Source organism: Thauera sp. 27 (assembly GCF_000310125.2).
Taxonomy (GTDB): domain Bacteria; phylum Pseudomonadota; class Gammaproteobacteria; order Burkholderiales; family Rhodocyclaceae; genus Thauera; species Thauera mechernichensis.
This window is the reverse complement of the sequence record NZ_AMXB01000010.1, coordinates 54,926-70,346: the sequence shown is the minus strand read 5'-3', so window position 1 is coordinate 70,346 and position 15,421 is coordinate 54,926. Positions and strand designations below refer to the sequence as shown.

Annotated in this window: 20 protein-coding genes; 10 read left to right on the top strand and 10 right to left on the bottom strand. The window is 64.5% G+C overall.

Annotated features, from left to right (window positions below):
- Window positions 1–38 precede the first annotated feature (38 nt).
- On the top strand, window positions 39–242 hold the full coding sequence (locus tag B447_RS07285) for a cold-shock protein (protein WP_002924494.1): 204 nt from the start codon (window positions 39–41) through the stop codon (window positions 240–242).
- Between the two features lie 214 nt (window positions 243–456).
- Here the strand turns inward: B447_RS07285 and rpmG are convergent, their stop codons facing one another.
- The 3 genes from rpmG to radC form a co-directional block, all read right to left on the bottom strand.
- Entirely contained in the window at window positions 457–624 is a 168-nt protein-coding gene (rpmG, locus tag B447_RS07280; protein ID WP_002924480.1) for a 50S ribosomal protein L33, read from the bottom strand.
- 25 nt (window positions 625–649) lie between these two features.
- Window positions 650–886, bottom strand: a complete 237-nt coding sequence (gene rpmB / locus B447_RS07275) for a 50S ribosomal protein L28 (protein ID WP_002924478.1) — start codon at window positions 884–886, stop codon at window positions 650–652.
- A 128-nt stretch (window positions 887–1,014) separates the two neighbouring features.
- Window positions 1,015–1,692 (bottom strand): RadC family protein, encoded by a 678-nt coding sequence (gene radC / locus B447_RS07270; RefSeq protein ID WP_002924476.1) that lies wholly within the window; start codon window positions 1,690–1,692, stop codon window positions 1,015–1,017.
- Between the two features lie 66 nt (window positions 1,693–1,758).
- Between radC and coaBC the strand changes: the two genes are divergently transcribed.
- The 4 genes from coaBC (at window position 1,759) to B447_RS07250 (ending at window position 4,676) form a co-directional block, all read left to right on the top strand.
- The gene (coaBC, locus tag B447_RS07265; protein ID WP_002938228.1) at window positions 1,759–2,961 is read left to right on the top strand and encodes a bifunctional phosphopantothenoylcysteine decarboxylase/phosphopantothenate--cysteine ligase CoaBC; all 1,203 of its coding nucleotides are present in this window, start codon (window positions 1,759–1,761) and stop codon (window positions 2,959–2,961) included.
- Between the two features lie 84 nt (window positions 2,962–3,045).
- Entirely contained in the window at window positions 3,046–3,495 is a 450-nt protein-coding gene (dut, locus tag B447_RS07260; protein ID WP_002924474.1) for a dUTP diphosphatase, read from the top strand.
- Window positions 3,495–3,923 (top strand): NUDIX hydrolase, encoded by a 429-nt coding sequence (locus B447_RS07255; protein ID WP_002924472.1) that lies wholly within the window; start codon window positions 3,495–3,497, stop codon window positions 3,921–3,923. The genes dut and B447_RS07255 overlap by 1 nt, the downstream gene beginning before the upstream one ends.
- A gap of 132 nt (window positions 3,924–4,055) precedes the next feature.
- On the top strand, window positions 4,056–4,676 hold the full coding sequence (locus B447_RS07250) for a c-type cytochrome (RefSeq protein ID WP_002924470.1): 621 nt from the start codon (window positions 4,056–4,058) through the stop codon (window positions 4,674–4,676).
- A gap of 114 nt (window positions 4,677–4,790) precedes the next feature.
- Here B447_RS07250 and B447_RS07245 read toward each other — a convergent pair whose 3' ends face one another.
- Both B447_RS07245 and B447_RS07240 read right to left on the bottom strand, forming a co-directional pair.
- Window positions 4,791–6,068 (bottom strand): NAD(P)/FAD-dependent oxidoreductase, encoded by a 1,278-nt coding sequence (locus tag B447_RS07245; protein ID WP_002924467.1) that lies wholly within the window; start codon window positions 6,066–6,068, stop codon window positions 4,791–4,793.
- Window positions 6,069–6,087: 19 nt separating this feature from the next.
- On the bottom strand, window positions 6,088–6,393 hold the full coding sequence (locus B447_RS07240) for a c-type cytochrome (protein WP_002938219.1): 306 nt from the start codon (window positions 6,391–6,393) through the stop codon (window positions 6,088–6,090).
- Between the two features lie 195 nt (window positions 6,394–6,588).
- Between B447_RS07240 and soxY the strand changes: the two genes are divergently transcribed.
- The 5 genes from soxY to B447_RS07215 all read left to right on the top strand — a co-directional run bounded on the left by soxY (window position 6,589) and on the right by B447_RS07215 (window position 10,139).
- Complete coding sequence (gene soxY, locus B447_RS07235; protein ID WP_002938213.1) at window positions 6,589–7,056, top strand: thiosulfate oxidation carrier protein SoxY; 468 nt, start codon at window positions 6,589–6,591, stop codon at window positions 7,054–7,056.
- 28 nt (window positions 7,057–7,084) lie between these two features.
- Window positions 7,085–7,396 (top strand): thiosulfate oxidation carrier complex protein SoxZ, encoded by a 312-nt coding sequence (gene soxZ, locus B447_RS07230; protein WP_002938210.1) that lies wholly within the window; start codon window positions 7,085–7,087, stop codon window positions 7,394–7,396.
- A gap of 140 nt (window positions 7,397–7,536) precedes the next feature.
- Entirely contained in the window at window positions 7,537–7,791 is a 255-nt protein-coding gene (locus B447_RS07225) for a DUF4212 domain-containing protein (RefSeq protein WP_002924454.1), read from the top strand.
- Window positions 7,792–7,803: 12 nt separating this feature from the next.
- Window positions 7,804–9,609, top strand: coding sequence for a sodium:solute symporter family protein (locus tag B447_RS07220; RefSeq protein ID WP_002938207.1), 1,806 nt, complete (start codon window positions 7,804–7,806; stop codon window positions 9,607–9,609).
- A gap of 140 nt (window positions 9,610–9,749) precedes the next feature.
- Window positions 9,750–10,139: a hypothetical protein gene (locus B447_RS07215; RefSeq protein ID WP_002938204.1), complete on the top strand. Its 390-nt coding sequence runs from the start codon at window positions 9,750–9,752 to the stop codon at window positions 10,137–10,139.
- A 33-nt stretch (window positions 10,140–10,172) separates the two neighbouring features.
- Here B447_RS07215 and B447_RS07210 read toward each other — a convergent pair whose 3' ends face one another.
- From B447_RS07210 to B447_RS07190, 5 genes are all read right to left on the bottom strand, one after another.
- Window positions 10,173–10,424 carry a DUF4212 domain-containing protein gene (locus tag B447_RS07210; protein WP_002924445.1) on the bottom strand — a complete coding sequence of 84 codons (252 nt, stop codon included), beginning with the start codon at window positions 10,422–10,424 and terminating at the stop codon, window positions 10,173–10,175.
- Window positions 10,425–10,468: 44 nt separating this feature from the next.
- Window positions 10,469–12,526, bottom strand: coding sequence for an elongation factor G (gene fusA / locus B447_RS07205; protein WP_002938201.1), 2,058 nt, complete (start codon window positions 12,524–12,526; stop codon window positions 10,469–10,471).
- Window positions 12,527–12,633: 107 nt separating this feature from the next.
- The gene (locus B447_RS07200; protein ID WP_037982537.1) at window positions 12,634–14,259 is read right to left on the bottom strand and encodes a membrane protein; all 1,626 of its coding nucleotides are present in this window, start codon (window positions 14,257–14,259) and stop codon (window positions 12,634–12,636) included.
- A 63-nt stretch (window positions 14,260–14,322) separates the two neighbouring features.
- Window positions 14,323–15,057 carry an LrgB family protein gene (locus B447_RS07195; protein ID WP_002924443.1) on the bottom strand — a complete coding sequence of 245 codons (735 nt, stop codon included), beginning with the start codon at window positions 15,055–15,057 and terminating at the stop codon, window positions 14,323–14,325.
- Entirely contained in the window at window positions 15,054–15,419 is a 366-nt protein-coding gene (locus tag B447_RS07190; RefSeq protein ID WP_002924442.1) for a CidA/LrgA family protein, read from the bottom strand. Before B447_RS07190 ends, B447_RS07195 begins: the two co-directional genes overlap by 4 nt.
- Between the last annotated feature and the right edge of the window lie 2 nt (window positions 15,420–15,421).

The following is a 15,421-nucleotide window of genomic DNA, read 5'->3' as shown; positions in this document are numbered from 1 at the left end:
CGCGGTCTAATCAAGCAACTTTGAGGGATTCAAGCAATATGGCAACTGGTACCGTGAAGTGGTTCAACGATTCCAAGGGCTTTGGGTTCATTACACCCGATGACGGGAGCGAGGACCTGTTCGCACATTTTTCCGCCATCAACATGAGTGGCTTCAAGAGCCTGAAGGAAGGCGAGAAGGTCTCCTTCGAGGTCACGCAGGGTCCGAAGGGCAAGCAGGCGTCCAACATCCAGCGCGCTTGAGTTCCTCATGAGCGGAGGTCCGCCAATGGCGAGGAGAGATCCTCGATCGAGGTGGGGAGTGACAGCGGAAGTGTAGTAACGAAAACGGCCATTGCTGATGCAATGGCCGTTTTCGTTGCAGCTGGAGTCGATCTGCCGTGACTTTTCGATCCTGCCGCGGACGGTATGCCCGGCGGCGGATCGCGCCTCGCTGGCTTGCCCGCGAGGCTTGGTCTTACTTCAGCTTCACTTCCTTGTACGGGACGTGCTTGCGCGCGACCGGGTCGTACTTGTTGAACTCGAGCTTGTTCGGGGTGGTGCGCTTGTTCTTGGAAGTCGTGTAGAAGTGACCCGTACCGGCGGTCGATTCCAGCTTGATCTTCTCGCGGATGCCCTTGGCCATGGCGTTCTCCGTTCAGTTCGGTTGCTTACAGCTTCTCGCCGCGGGCGCGAAGCTCGGCAACGACGACGTCGATGCCTTTCTTGTCGATCGTGCGCAGACCGGCGTTGGAAACGCGCAGGCGGATCCAACGGTTCTCGCCTTCGCTCCAGAAGCGGCGGCTCTGCAGGTTGGGCAGAAAACGACGCTTGGTCTTGTTGTTTGCGTGGGAAACGTTATTTCCCACCATCGGTGCTTTACCGGTCACTTGGCAGACGCGAGCCATACGATGCTCCAGGGAATTCTGATTGCGGAAAACGTGCGAGGATAATGCACGCAGCCATCCAATGGCAAGCCCTGTGAGACAAAAAACGCCGGTTCGATGCGTGCTTACCGTTGCGCGGGGGCGAATACCTACAGCAGGCCGCGTTCAGCGAAGGAGACGGCCTGGCCGTGGGCTGGTACGACGAAATGATCGAGTACGCGGACGTCGACCAGGTCGAGGGCGTCTTTCAGGCTGCGGGTGAGCAATTCGTCTGCCGTGCTCGGCTCGGCGGCGCCAGATGGGTGGTTGTGTGCAAGAACGACTGCGGCGGCGTTATGGGCGAGGGCCAGCTTGACGACCTCGCGGGGATAGACCGAGGTCTGGGTGAGTGTGCCGCGAAACAGATCGACCGCGACGATCAGGCGGTGGCGGGCGTCGAGCAGCATGACGCAGAAGGTCTCGTGCGGCAGATGCCCCAGTCTGAGTCGCAGCCAGTCGCGTACGGCCTGTGGCGAGTCGAACAGGGCGCGCTCGCTCATGGTCTCGGCAAGGGCCCGGCTCGAGAGTTCCATCACTGCCTGCAGTTGGGCATACTTCGCCAGCCCCATGCCGGGCAGGGCCGAGAATTCCGTTGCGCTTGCCGAGCATAGCCGGGTGAGGCTGCCGAAGTGGTTCAGCAGTCCGCGTGCGAGATCGACAGCGCTTTGGCCTGGAATGCCGACGCGCAGGAAGATGGCGAGCAGCTCGGCGTCGGACAGTGCCGCTGCGCCGCGGGCGATGAGTTTTTCGCGTGGGCGCTCGTCGGCTGGCCAGTCGGTGATCGCCATCGTGGGCCGTTCCTCAGGTTGGGTGCTGCAGTATATGTGTATCGGGTTTTATTATAGGCGAATGGCATGGTCATGTTGAAGGGTCGAAGGATCGTCGTCGGTGTCACCGGGGGGGTGGCGGCGTACAAGGCGGCCGAATTGGTGCGCCTGCTCGGCAAGGCCGGGGCGGACGTCCACGTGGTGCTGAGCGAGGGCGGGGCCCGCTTCGTGACTGCCGTCACCTTCCAGGCGCTCTCGGGCAATACGGTGTGGACGGACTTGTGGGATGCGCGCATGCCCAACAACATGGCGCACATCGACCTTGGCCGTGATGCCGATGCGATCCTGGTTGCGCCAGCTACGGCTGACTTCATTGCCCGGCTCGCGCAGGGCAGGGCAGACGATCTGCTCAGCACCTTGTGCCTTGCACGCGATGTGCCGCTCATCGTTGCCCCAGCGATGAACCGCCAGATGTGGGAGTCTCCTCCTACTCGCCGCAACCTTGCTCAGGTGCGCGAGGATGGCGTCGAAGTGTTCGGCCCTGCCGCCGGCGATCAGGCCTGTGGCGAGGTCGGCATGGGGCGCATGCTGGAGCCCGAGGAGATCGTGGAGCGTCTGGAGGGCTTTTTCGTGCCCCGTGTGCTTGCCGGGCGCAAGGTGGTGCTGACTGCAGGCCCGACTTTCGAGGCGATCGATCCGGTGCGTGGCATCACCAACATCAGCTCGGGCAAGATGGGCTACGCGCTTGCGCGCGCCTGTGCCCAGGCAGGTGCGGAGGTTGTGCTGGTGAGCGGGCCTGTCAGCCTGCCGGTGCCCGCGGGGGTTCGCCGGGTCACCGCAGGGAGTGCCCTGGGCATGCGCGAGCAGGTGTTCGCCGCCCTGCCTGGAGCCGACGTGTTCATTGGCGTTGCGGCCGTGGCCGATTACCGCCCGCTGGAGGTTGCCGAGCACAAGATCAAGAAGAGCGGCGAGACGCTTGAGATTGCGCTGACGCCGAACCCCGACATTCTTGCCGAGGTGGCTGCCAGGCAGGACGCCCCCTTCTGTGTAGGCTTCGCGGCCGAAAGCCGGGACCTCGATGCGTATGCGGAGGGCAAGCGGCGCAGGAAGGGTTTGCCGATGCTGGTCGGCAACCTGGTGAGTGACGGCATGGGCGGTGATGAGAATACCGTGGTCCTGTATGACGACGCCGGCCGCCATCCGCTGCCACGTGCGCCGAAGGCAGAGCTTGCGCATGGGATTGTTTCGCATCTTGCGCGCCTGCTCGATGGCTGCAGACCGCAGGCGTGACCGGCGCGGGGGCTGGGCGGACGGATTTTGTGGTGAATTGACGCTCACCCGGCCGTGGGCTGGCGGTGGGCAGGGAGAATGGATATGCATCGAATCGACGTGAAGCTGCTCGACGAGCGCCTCAGGACACATCCGCCTGCTTATGCGACCGAGGGTGCTGCGGGCCTCGATCTGCGTGCCTGCCTGCCGGCACCGATCACCCTCCATCCGGGAGAAACGACGCTTGTGCCGAGCGGCCTGGCGATCCATCTCGCCGACCCGGGGCTGGCTGCAATGGTGCTGCCGCGCTCCGGACTGGGGCATAAGCATGGCATCGTGCTTGGCAACCTGGTCGGGCTGATCGATTCCGACTACCAGGGGCAGATCTTCGTGTCGGTGTGGAACAGGGGGCGGGCGAGTTTCACTATTCAGCCCATGGAGCGTATCGCTCAGCTGGTCGTGGTGCCGGTGCTGCAGGTTGGCTTCAACCTGGTCGAGCAGTTCGCCCAGAGCGAACGCGGCGCCGACGGATTCGGCAGTACCGGGAAGCACTGATGAGGCATGCTGGCATTCCCGTGGGTGTTCATGTGATCTGCGAGGATGCAGGAGGGATCCTGCTCATGCGGCGCGCGGGCACCGGCTTTTTCGACGGCTTGTTCAGTCTGCCGGGAGGGCATGTCGAGCCGGGTGAGTCCATCGGCGAGGCGGCGAGGCGAGAGCTGCTTGAAGAAACAGGGCTCAGGGTCGAGTTGGGCGATCTGCGTCACGTCGGTACTGTCCACCGACGTTCGGACACCAACCGGATCGACTTCTTCGTCCGGGCCGACGCCTTCGCTGGCCGACCCGAGATCCGCGAACCGGACAAGTGCGATGCGCTGGACTGGCATGATCCGCGTTGCCTGCCGACGCAGATGGTGCCTTATGTGCGCTCGGCACTGGCTCAGGGCGGGAGTCCGTGGTTTCTCGAGCTGGGTTGGGACTGACCGTCCGCGCCTGGAGCGGCTATCGGTTTCTTACGCCGGTCTGAGGCGTTCTGCACGTTTGACGCTTCTGCTAACCTTGAACCATTGACAGGCTGCGGATGGCCGTCCTGTCGCGAACAGGAGAGTGCAGGAATGAGGGCAGGCAGAAGTATCACGGTCGCGGCGTCAATGTTCATGTTCGCCTCGCTCGCCACGGCGGCTGGGGAGCTGCCACAGGTCGATCTCGAGCGCGCCGCCGCGATCAATGCGGGGCGTTGCATGTTGTGCCACGGGCCTGAAGGCGATAGTTCTTCGCCGCTCTATCCGCGCCTGGCGGGTCAGCATCACCAATATATCGCCAAGCAACTGGCGGACTTCAAGTCCGGCCGGCGTGCCAGCGACACCATGGGTGGCATGGTTCAGGATCTTGCCGAGGACGAAATGCTCGCGCTCGGTGTGTTCTTCGAGACCAAGCCGACCAAGCCGCGCGAGGCACGAGACAAGGATCTCGCATCGGTAGGACGCTTCATCTTCCATCGCGGCAATGAGTTCTCCGGGGTGGCGGCCTGTGCCGGCTGCCACGGCGATCGTGGCTTGGGTACCGAACAGTTGCCGCGCCTCGCAGGGCAGGTGCCACGCTACACCGAGGCCCAGCTCAATTCGTTCAACAAGCGTCAGCGCACCAACGACAACGAGATCATGCACTCGATCGCCTCGAAGCTCACCGAACTAGAGGTCAAGGCGGTGTCGCTCTACATCAGTACGCTGGACTGATAAAGGCGACGGCCTCGGGGCGGAAACGAAGGGGGCGCACGGATCCAGGATCCGTGCGCCCCCTTCGTCATGACAGCGCGGCGCCGCGGAGGCGCCTGCAGCGGCGGTGACTCGTCAGGCGAGCATGTCGGCCCAGATGTTGCGCGCCCAGCCCATCGCAAACTTGCCTTCGAGCTCATTGGCTGCAGCCGAAACGCCGCCCGCACCTTCTACTGGCAACGGCTGCTGCTTTTCGGCGTTGTACTGGTGAACCGAAGCAACATGGATGACGTTCTTGTCATCGACGAAGCTGTAGCAGGTGTTCATCAGTACGGGGGCTGCGTTCGGAGCCTTGCCTTCGAGCAGGTTCAGAATGGCTGCGGCGACCAGCTTGCCATGCTGGTTGGCCATGTGACCGGACTTCGGCATCGTGGGCGCGGGGAAGATCGCGTCGCCGATCACATGTACGCCCGGCACGCCCTTGGCTTCCATCGACAGCCATTCGACGTCGACCCAGCGCTCGTTGATCAGCGGCAGGCCGGCCTGCGCGGCGATATTGCCTGCACGCATCGGCGGGATGACATTGAGCACGTCGGCCTTGATCTCGTCGAACTCCAGCCGTGCCTTGCGGCTGGCCGCATCCACGCCCTCGAGCTTGCTGCCGGGCACGTATTCGAGAAGCGCGCCGTAGCTCTCGAACGCCTTGGTAAACAGGCCCTTCTTGGACTGGATCTCGTCGTTGGCGTCGAGCACGAGCACCTTGGACTTCGGCTTGGTGTCGCGCAGGTAGTTGGCGACCAGGCAGGCGCGCTCGTAAGGCCCCGGCGGGCAGCGATAGGGTGCGCGCGGAATGGTGAGCGCGAACACGCCGCCATCGGGCATGTCCTCGAGTTGCTTGCGCAGCAGTGCGGTCTGCGGGCCGGCCTTCCAGGCGTGCGGCACGAGTTCCTCGTTGCCGTCGAGGCCTGCGACTGCGCCTGGGATGAAGTCGATGCCCGGCGACAGCACGACGCGGTCATAGCCCAGCGTGCCATGCCTGGCAGTGGTAACCATGCGCTTGTCGGGGTCGAGTGCGGTCACCTCGTCCGTGATCACCTTGACGCCCCAGTTTTCACGCAGGTTGTCGTAGCTGACCGTGATGTCGTCCATCTGCTGCAGGCCGCCGATCACCAGGTTGGAGATCGGGCAGGAGACGAAGCGCGTGTTGCGCTCGATCAGTGTCACATCCACGCTGCCCTGGCTCCACATGCGCAGGTACTTGGCGACGGTGGCGCCGCCGAAGCCGCCGCCAACGACGACGATGTGCCCTTTTGCAGTCGAGCCTGCTGCATTGGCCAGCCCGGAGAGACCGGTCAGCGTGGTGCCACCCGCAGCGATGCCGATGGCCTTGATGAAATCGCGTCTGTTGATCATCGTTGTTCCCCTGTGAGCCTTATTTCTGCGCGGCGAACCATTCGCTGATCAGCGCCAGCTGTTCCTCGGTGTAGCCCTTGACGATCTGGTGCATGATCGTTGCCGGCGCGTCGCCCGAGCGGAACTCAGCGAGCTTCTTCATGATTTTTTCGGCCGATTCGCCAGCGAGTGACGCCATGCCCTTCTGTGCGTTGCCGTTCGTGCCGTGGCAGTTCGCACACGTCGCGGCAAGGTTGCGGGCGAGATGGGGGTCGGCGTCCTGCGCCTGTGCCGTGCCGACGAGGCCGGCCAGGCCGAGTGCGGCGATTGCGATCCTGAGTTGCACTGCGTTGTTCCTCCGTTGGGTTGCCGTTCAAGTCTTCTGATGGGGCGCGAGCCGCTTTCGGGTCCTGGGGCCTGGGCCGTAACAAGCCAGAGTATATCCAATCGGCCGAGGAGGAAATCCTCGGCTCAAGGGTGGCGCAGCCAATGCCGAAGGGCCTGGGTACAATGAAAGGCTTGGTCGACAAGGAGTGAAAGGATGAATCATCAACGCAGGGACGCCCTGAAAGCTGCAGGGGGCTTGGGTGTTTTCGGCTTGCTTGCGGCCATCGGCTTCATCAGGCCGGAGCTTGCGCACGCGGCCCGAAATGAGGCGGCCTTCAGCGCAAAGAGCCTGGATGCGGTCGTCGCCGCGCTTGGCGCCACCACGCCGACCGAGAGTGGCGGCATCCTGATTTCCGCCCCTGACATTGCCGAGGATGGTGCAGCGGTGCCGGTCGGTGTGCTCAGTACATTGCCCGGCACCGATCAGATCGTGATCATGGTCGAGAAGAACCTGAACATGGTCGCCGCCTCCTTCGTGATTGCGTCGGGCACGATGGCCGACGTGCAGACAAGCATCAAGATGGGGCAGACATCCAATGTGCTGGCCATGGTGCGGGCTGACGGCAAGTACTTCGTCGCCAAGCGGGAAGTCAGGGTGACCCTCGGCGGCTGCGGCGGCTGAGTGTGCATTGGAAAAGGAGAGCAAGGCTATGACAAATCCCACGCGTATCCGCGCCATCGCCAAGGACGGCATTACCGAAGTTCGCATGCGGATGTCGCACGACATGGAAACCGGTCAGCGCAGGTCGGCGTCCGGCGAGCTGATTCCCGCACACTTCATTACCTCGGTCACGGTCAGGCACAAGGACAGGGTGGTGCTGGCCGCCGAGTTCAGCACTTCGGTGTCGGCCAATCCCAGTCTGGCGTTCAGGTTCGAGGGCGGCGCCAAGGGCGATGAGCTGAGCGTGAGCTGGGTCGACAACAGGGGAGAGGGGCGCTCCGACACGGTGCAGATCGCTTGAGCGGCGGGAGCCTGTTGTAAGGCGCTGTAAGGGATAAGTAAGACTGATGTTTCTATAATGCGCCCGCAGTCGTGTGGATCAGGCCGTATTGCGGCCGGAGAAGGACGGCGCGGGAGTTTCACTTCAGACGAGGAGACGTTATGGAAAACAATGCAGCAGGCTACTGGAAAGCCACGCTGAGCCTCCTGACCAAGATCATGATCGTATGGTTCCTGGTCTCGTATGGCGCCGGCATCCTTTTCGCCGATGTGCTCAACACGATCCACCTCGGCGGCTACCCGCTGGGCTTCTGGTTCGCGCAGCAAGGCTCGATCTACGTGTTCATCGCGCTGATCTTCTTCTACGCGAAGAAGATGGGTGAGATCGACCGCAAGTTCGACGTCCACGAAGAATAAACAGGGGGAGACATGGAACTTCAGACTCTGACTTACCTGGTGGTGGGGGCGTCCTTTGCCCTCTACATCGGTATCGCCATCTGGGCGCGCGCCGGCAGCACCAGCGACTTCTACGTCGCCGGCGGCGGTGTGCACCCGGTCACCAACGGCATGGCAACTGCGGCTGACTGGATGTCGGCGGCGTCCTTCATCTCCATGGCCGGCCTGATCGCCAACATGGGTTACGGCGGCGGCCTGTTCCTGATGGGCTGGACCGGCGGCTACGTGATCCTCGCCATGTGGCTGGCGCCCTACCTGCGCAAGTTCGGCAAGTTCACCGTGCCGCAGTTCATCGGCGACCGCTTCTACTCGAAGTCGGCCAGCACGGTGGCGGTGATCTGCCTGCTGACCGCCTCGATCACCTACGTGATCGGCCAGATGACCGGCGTCGGCGTGGCTTTCTCGCGCTTCCTCGGCGTCAGCAACGAGACCGGCATCTACCTCGGCATGGGCATCGTGTTCGCCTACGCGGTGTTCGGCGGCATGAAGGGCATCACCTACACCCAGGTGGCGCAGTACATCGTGCTGATCTCGGCCTACACCATCCCGGCCGTGTTCATCTCGCTGAACCTCACCGGCAACTTCCTGCCGCAGCTCGGCCTGGGCGCCAACCTGGTGGGTACCGACGTGTCCCTGCTGGATCGCCTGAACCAGGTCGTCACCGACCTTGGCTTCGCCGAGTACACCACCTCGGTGCCGGGCAGCAAGCTCAACATGTTCGTCTACACCGTGTCGCTGATGATCGGTACTGCAGGCCTGCCGCACGTCATCATCCGCTTCTTCACGGTGCCGAAGGTGGCTGACGCGCGCTACTCCGCGGGCTGGGCGCTGGTCTTCATCGCCATCCTGTACACCACCGCGCCTGCTGTTGCCGCGATGGCCAAGTACAACCTGCACGCCACGGTCAACACCGCGATCACCAGCAATGGCGACCTGTACGCGGAAGAGTCGAGCCTCAAGTACGACGAGCGTCCGGACTGGATGTCGCGCTGGGAGAAGACCGGCCTGCTGAAGTGGGAAGACAAGAACGGCGACGGTCGCATCCAGTACTACAACGACAAGACCAAGAGCGCCGACGTTCTGGCCAAGGCCGAGCAGGCTGGCTGGAAGGGCAGCGAGCTGACGGTCAACGCCGACATCATGGTGATGGCCAACCCGGAAATCGCACTGCTCCCGAACTGGGTGATCGCGCTGGTTGCCGCGGGTGGTGTTGCTGCGGCGCTGTCGACCGCAGCCGGTCTGCTGCTGGCGATCTCGTCCGCGGTGTCGCATGACCTGGTGAAGAACGTGTTCGCCCCCAACATGTCGGACAAGAACGAGCTGCTCGTCGGCAAGTTCGCGATGGCAGGCGCCATCGTGCTCGCCGGCTGGCTCGGTCTGAACCCGCCGGGCTTCGCGGCCGGTACCGTGGCCCTGGCCTTCGGTATCGCGGCGTCCTCGCTGTTCCCGGCGATCATGATGGGCATCTTCTCCAAGAAGATGAACAAGGAAGGCGCCATCTCTGGCATGCTGGCCGGCCTGGCCGTCACCCTGTTCTACGTGTTCGCTCACAAGGGTATCTTCTTCGTGAAGGGCACCGAGTTCGTCGATCTGATCGGCGGCCCGAACAGCTTCTTCGGCATCACGCCGGAAGCCTTCGGTGCGATCGGTGCGCTGGTGAACTTCATCGTCGCCTTCGCGGTCGATAAGGTGACCAAGGAGCCGCCGGAGCACATCCAGCAGCTGGTTGAAGACGTGCGTATCCCGCGTGGCGCCAAGGCGGTCGACGGCGCGCACTAAGCCTCGAGCCTGGTATTGAAGCCCCTTCCCAGAGGGGGCTTCCCGAGAACCCCGCCAGCGGATTCCATGGCGGGGTTCTTTCTTTTATGGCACCTTGCGGGCTGCGGCCTTTTTGCCGTCAGCCGTGACTGGAGCAGTGAATGGTTCTGGATGTAAGCACCGTATTGACCTGGATTCTCTTCGTGGCCCTGTTCCCGATCGCGTTTTTCTGGCTGCGGCGGGCTTGGCGCATCGTCTTCAAGCGCGATTTCTCGGAGGTCGCGCTCAAGCGTGGCATGCCGCCGGCGAACCCGGCGAAGTTTGCGCCCTTCACCGCGGTGATCAACTTCGTGTGCGGCATCATCATCGTGATGGTGATCTACGGTGTGCTGGTGCTGCAGCTCGAGTACGAAACCTGGAGTTCGACCGCCGGCGTGACCATCTGGAGCAAGTTCCTGCTCGACTTCATGCTCAGCCGCCACGCGCACCCGATCGCCTGGGGGCGCAAGAAGAAGGCAGCGGACGAGTCTGCCTCGGGTTCCGGCAAGTAAGGAGCAGGGCTGCGGGCAGTGCTACGCCGGGCGTTATTTCACTCGGTAGCGGCGGTCGAGACGGTTCATCACCGTGACGTAGATGGCGATGATCACCAGATAGGTGATCATCGAGCCCTGGGCGAAGATGTAGAAGCCCAGCGGAAAGCCCATGAACTGTAAGCTGTTGAGCTCGTTGGCGTAGTAACCCGCGACAAAGGTCACGCCGAACCAGATCAACAGCAGGCAAAACGTCAGCAACAGGTTGCTGCGCCAGTAGGCGCGTTGGCGTTCGCTCAGCTTCATGTCAGTGTTGCGGCCCGGCGCCTGCACGCCGGGCCTGGGCGCGCTCAGTGCGCGCCGTTGCCGTTGCCGCCGCCGGTGTGCTGGCGGGCCAGTTCGGATTGTACGTCCTGCGGCGCAGGCTCGTGGCCGCCGGCTTCGAGAACGAATTCGCTTTCTCCTGCGCAGATTGCCTTGAGCCTGCCCTCGAAGCCGTCCAGGCCTGCCATCGGAACGCGCGCTGAGATCAGCGTCCAGCCTGCGGCGGGGCTGTCGGTGGCGGTCAGGCGGCCGCGGCGGCTGGCGAGTTCGGCACTAACCTCGCCGAACAGGGCATCGGCCACCTTCACCTGGATGTCGAGCAGGGGTTCGAGCACCAGCGGACGCGCGGCAAGCACGGCTTCGATGAGCGCGTGGCGGCCGGCGGTGACGAAGGAGACTTCGTTCGAATCGACCGCGTGATGCTTGCCATCGGTGATAACGACGCGGATATCCTGGATCGGAAACCCGGCCAGAGCGCCTTCCTCCAGCGCCTGGCGGACGCCTTTCTCGACCGCGGGCATGAAGTTGGTCGGGATGGTGCCGCCTTTCACCTCGTCGGCGAGCTCGATGCCGCTGCCGCGCGCGAGCGGTTCGACGCGGAGCGCCACCTCGCCGAACTGGCCTGCGCCGCCGCTTTGTTTCTTGTGTCGGTAGCGCGCCTCGGCCGTGATGGCGATGGTCTCGCGATAGGGGATGCTCGGCGTGGCCGTGTCGAGCTGCAGGTTCCAGCGCGCCGACAACTCGTCGAGCACGATCTTGAGGTGCTGCTCGCCGAGGCCCCGCACCACGGTGCGCCGGTTGCGCGGGTCGAAGCTCACCTCGAGGCAGGGGTCCTCCTCGAGCAGGCGCGTGAGCGCCTCGGAGAGCTTCTGTTCGTCGGCGGGCTTGCGCGTCATCAGTGCGAGGCCGAACACCGGCTGCGGGTAGGTGGCGGGGGCGAGGTGGTAGTAGTCTTCATCGTGCGAGTCATGCAACACGGCGTCGCGCTGCAGTTCATCCACGCGGGCAACGGCGCACAGGTCGCCGGGCACGGCGAGTGTGGTTTCGATCGCGTTGCGCCCATGCATGCGCAGCAGGTGGGCAACCTTGAAGGGCTTGCGGCCGTCGCCGATGAAGAGTTGCGAGTTGGGCGTCACCTGCCCTTGGTGGATGCGGAACAGGCCGAGCTTGCCGCGGTAGGGGTCGTTGGCGATCTGGAATACGTGCGCGACGGCGTGGCGCTCGGCGTCGAGCATGACCTCGACCGCTTCGGTGGCGCTGCCTTCGCCCTTGAGGAACTGGGGCGGGTTGGCTTCGGTGGGGTCGGGCGCGAGCTTGCCAAGGATGTCGAGCAGTTCGCGCACGCCCGCGCCGCTGCGTGCGGAGACGAAGCAGACGGGGATGAGGTGGCCTTCGCGCAGGGCCTGCTCGAAGGGGGCATGCAGCTGCTCGGGCGCGAGCGACTCGCCTTGTTCGAGATACTGCGCCATCAGCGCTTCATCGAGTTCGACGACCTGGTCGACGATGGCATCGTGTGCGGCTCTCACGCCGGAGAACGCGGTCGCGGCGGATTCGTCGGGCGCGAAGAAGCAGTCGATCACCTGGCTGCCGTCCGATGCGGGAAGGTTGAGCGGCAGGCATTCGCGGCCGAAACTTGCGACGATGTCGTCCATGAGGGCGCCGAAGTCGATGCCGGGTGCATCGATCCGGTTTACGATGATCATGCGGCACTTGTCACGGCCGGCTGCCATCATGCGGCGGGTGCCGCTCTCGACGCCGGCGGCGGCATTGATAACCACTGCAGCGGTGTCCACTGCTGGCAGGGTCAGCAGAGCACGGCCGGCTAGATCGGGCAGGCCCGGGGTGTCGAGCAGGTTGATCCAGTGGCCGGCCCACTCCAGATGCACCAGTGCGGCGTGCAGCGAGTGGCCCATGGCTTTTTCCTGGGGGTCGAAATCGGACACCGTGTCGCCGCGCTCGACGCTGCCAGCGGCGCCGATCGCGCCCGAGGCCAGAAGCAGCGCCTCGACCAGCGTGGTCTTGCCGCTGCCCGCGTGGCCGAGCAGGGCGAGGTTGCGAATGTCGTGTACCGAGCTGGGTGTCATGTTTCGCCTCCCTTGGGGTTGAATGGCCTCAAGTGTCCGCCCGCGGGCGCTGGAAGGCAATGCGCAAGGTCAACATGCATGCAGGCGCCCGGCCTGCCGCTGCGGCCTCACGCGCTGCGCAGGCCGGCGCTCCGCGTGAGGCCGATCGCGACCAGCGGCAGCAGCAGACCGAGCGCCGTGACTGTGACCAGCAGCATGCCGAGTTCGCTGTAGTCGGCGGGTATCGTGATTGCACCAGTCGAGGCGTCGCGCACCTCGCGGGTTACCGTGTAGAGCTGATTGAGGTATTTGGTGCCCAGTTGCGAGGCCGACAGCGCAAGGTTGGCGAAGGAGCTCATCACCGCGAAGAAGGTGGCCTTCAGGTGCGCCGGGGCGGAGTTGGCGATCCACGCCAGCATCGGCACCATCGAGATCTGGCCGAGCGGCGATTCGAGCGCCGTGTCGATGACGGCGATGAAGCGCGCATCGACGATACCGCCCGTGCGTGCCGCGGTCCATTCGTGCAGGCCGTGGTACATGCCGATGATCGGCAGTGACAGCACTGTGGTGGCGAGCGTCAGGAAGACGACGATGTAGACGATCGAGCGCTCGGCCATGAAACGCCGGAACAGGAACAGGCCGAGCAGGGTCAGGCTGCTGGCGATCAGCGCCAGTTTGGCGAGGAAGGACTGGTCGAAGCCGAGTTCGTCGATCATCCACCACGTCGACCCCGCGCCGGGAGTGGGGATGGCGCGGAACACGAAGATGATGATGGCGGTGCCGAGCAGGGTGTTGCGCGCAGTGGGCGTGAGTTCGCGCAGCAGCCGGCCCATCATCACTGCGATGACGGTGAACGAGCCTGCGAAGATGATCTCCTGGCCGTAGGGCATGCCCGACAGGCCGACGCCCAGGGTGAGCGCGACGAACACCGCGCTGCCGCCCAGGATCCACCAGTTGGGCGCAGTGCGCGCCTGGGGGCCGTGCAGCAGGCGGTCGATCTCGGCGCGGTCACGGCCGAGCGCAGCCAGGCGGCGCGCCTCGCGGCGCTTGAGCCAGCCGGCGAGCAGCACGCCGCTGACCGACAGCAGCGGGATAAGCAGCGCCAGTTCGTAGATGTGCAGGTAGATCGCGACCTTCTCGGCCTCGGGCAGTGCCTCTGCGCCCTTGAACAGCACCACGTTGGCGAGCGACACCATCACGCTGCCGCCGATGATGGCCACCCGGCCCAGGGTTTGCATGGTGGTGTGCATCAGGCGTACGGTCGCCTCGTCGAGCGGCTGGCCGTGGGCGTCCACCTGGGGAACGGCCTCCACCGTCATCGCGTCGGCAACGGCGTCCTGCATCACGTACCCGACCGGAGCGAGGAGCACCGACAGCACGAACCAGGCTTCGGCGGGCATGATCGCGCGCATCGCGTCGGGGTTGCCGATCAGTCCGATCATGATGAAAAGGCTGGCGGCGATCAGGCTGGCGCCGAGATAGACGAGGCCGGCCTTGTAGCGCCACAGCAGGTCGACCAGATGGCCGATCGGCATCTTGAGCGCCCACGGAATGCCGGCCCAGAACCCCAGCGCGGCAAGGAAGGCGGCCGACAGGCCGAGGTAGTCCTTGACGAAGAAGGTGCCGACGATGCCGGTGAGTCCCGAGATGCCGGCCGCACAGTACACCATCAGCGGCGGCAGGTAGGACAGCCGCATTTCGCGGCCGAGTTCGAGCAGGTTACGGTCGATCCAGCGGTAGATGGCGTGCAGCACTCTGTCGGCCTTGTCGTCGGGTCGGTTCATGGAGGTGGCAGCGAAGCTTTGCCGAGGGGGCCGTCAACCTGCGAACAGGCGCTCCACCCAGGGCATGATCCATGGCAGGGACAGCGCGGTGATGAGACCGTTCAGTCCCATCGCGAGCGCGGCGAAGGCGCCCGCCTGCTCACTGACCTGGAAGGCGCGCGCGGTGCCGATGCCATGCGAGGCAATGCCGATCGCGAAGCCATGCACGGCATGGTCGCCGACATGCAGTCGGCGCAGGATGGCGCGCCCGAACACTGCGCCGATGATGCCGGCGCTGATGACCAGCACTGCCGTGAGCGAGGGCAGGCCGCCAATACGCTCGGCCACGCCCATCGCGATCGGCGTGGTGACGCTCTTGGGCGCGAGCGACATCAGTGACTCGCGGCTGGCACCGAGCAGGGCGCCGATGCCCCAAGCCGACAGTGCTGCGGTGAGCGAGCCCGCGACCAGCGCGATCAGGAGTGGGCCCGCCATGGCCTTGAGTCGCGGCCATTGTGCATAGAGCGGAATCGCAAGCGCGACCGTCGCCGGCCCGAGCAGGAAGTGCACGAACTGGGCGCCATCGAAATAGGTTTGGTAGGGCGTGCCGGTGGCGAGCAGCAGGGTGGCAAGGATGGCCACGCTGATCAGCACAGGGTTGGCGACCGGATGAAAGCCCGCGCGTTTGTAGATCCAGAAGGCGGCCTGGTAGGCGAGCAGGGTCAGCGTGAGACCAAGCAGCGGTGTCGCCGACAGGTAGACCCAGATTTCCTCGAGGTCCGGACTCATTGTTCGCGCTCCGCGGCCGTGCGTGCGCGGTTGCGAGTGAGCGCCTTGAGCACGAGCGCGGTCACCGCGATGGCGAGGAAGGTGCTGAGGAAGAGTGCGACCAGCAGGGGCAGCCATTCGGCGGCGATGCGATCGCCGTAGAGCACGATGCCTGTACCCGCAGGCACGAACAGCAGCGACAGGTGCTGCAGCAGGGTGCCGGCGGTCTGGCGCAGGTCGTCGCCCGGGCCGCCGCGCAGCATGAGCACGAGAAAGAGCAGCGCCATGCCGATCACCGGTCCGGGAATCGGCAGCGCAAAGCCGCGGGCGATGACTTCGCCGGCGAGCTGGAAGACGAGAAGCAGGGTCAGGGCGGCGATCATCG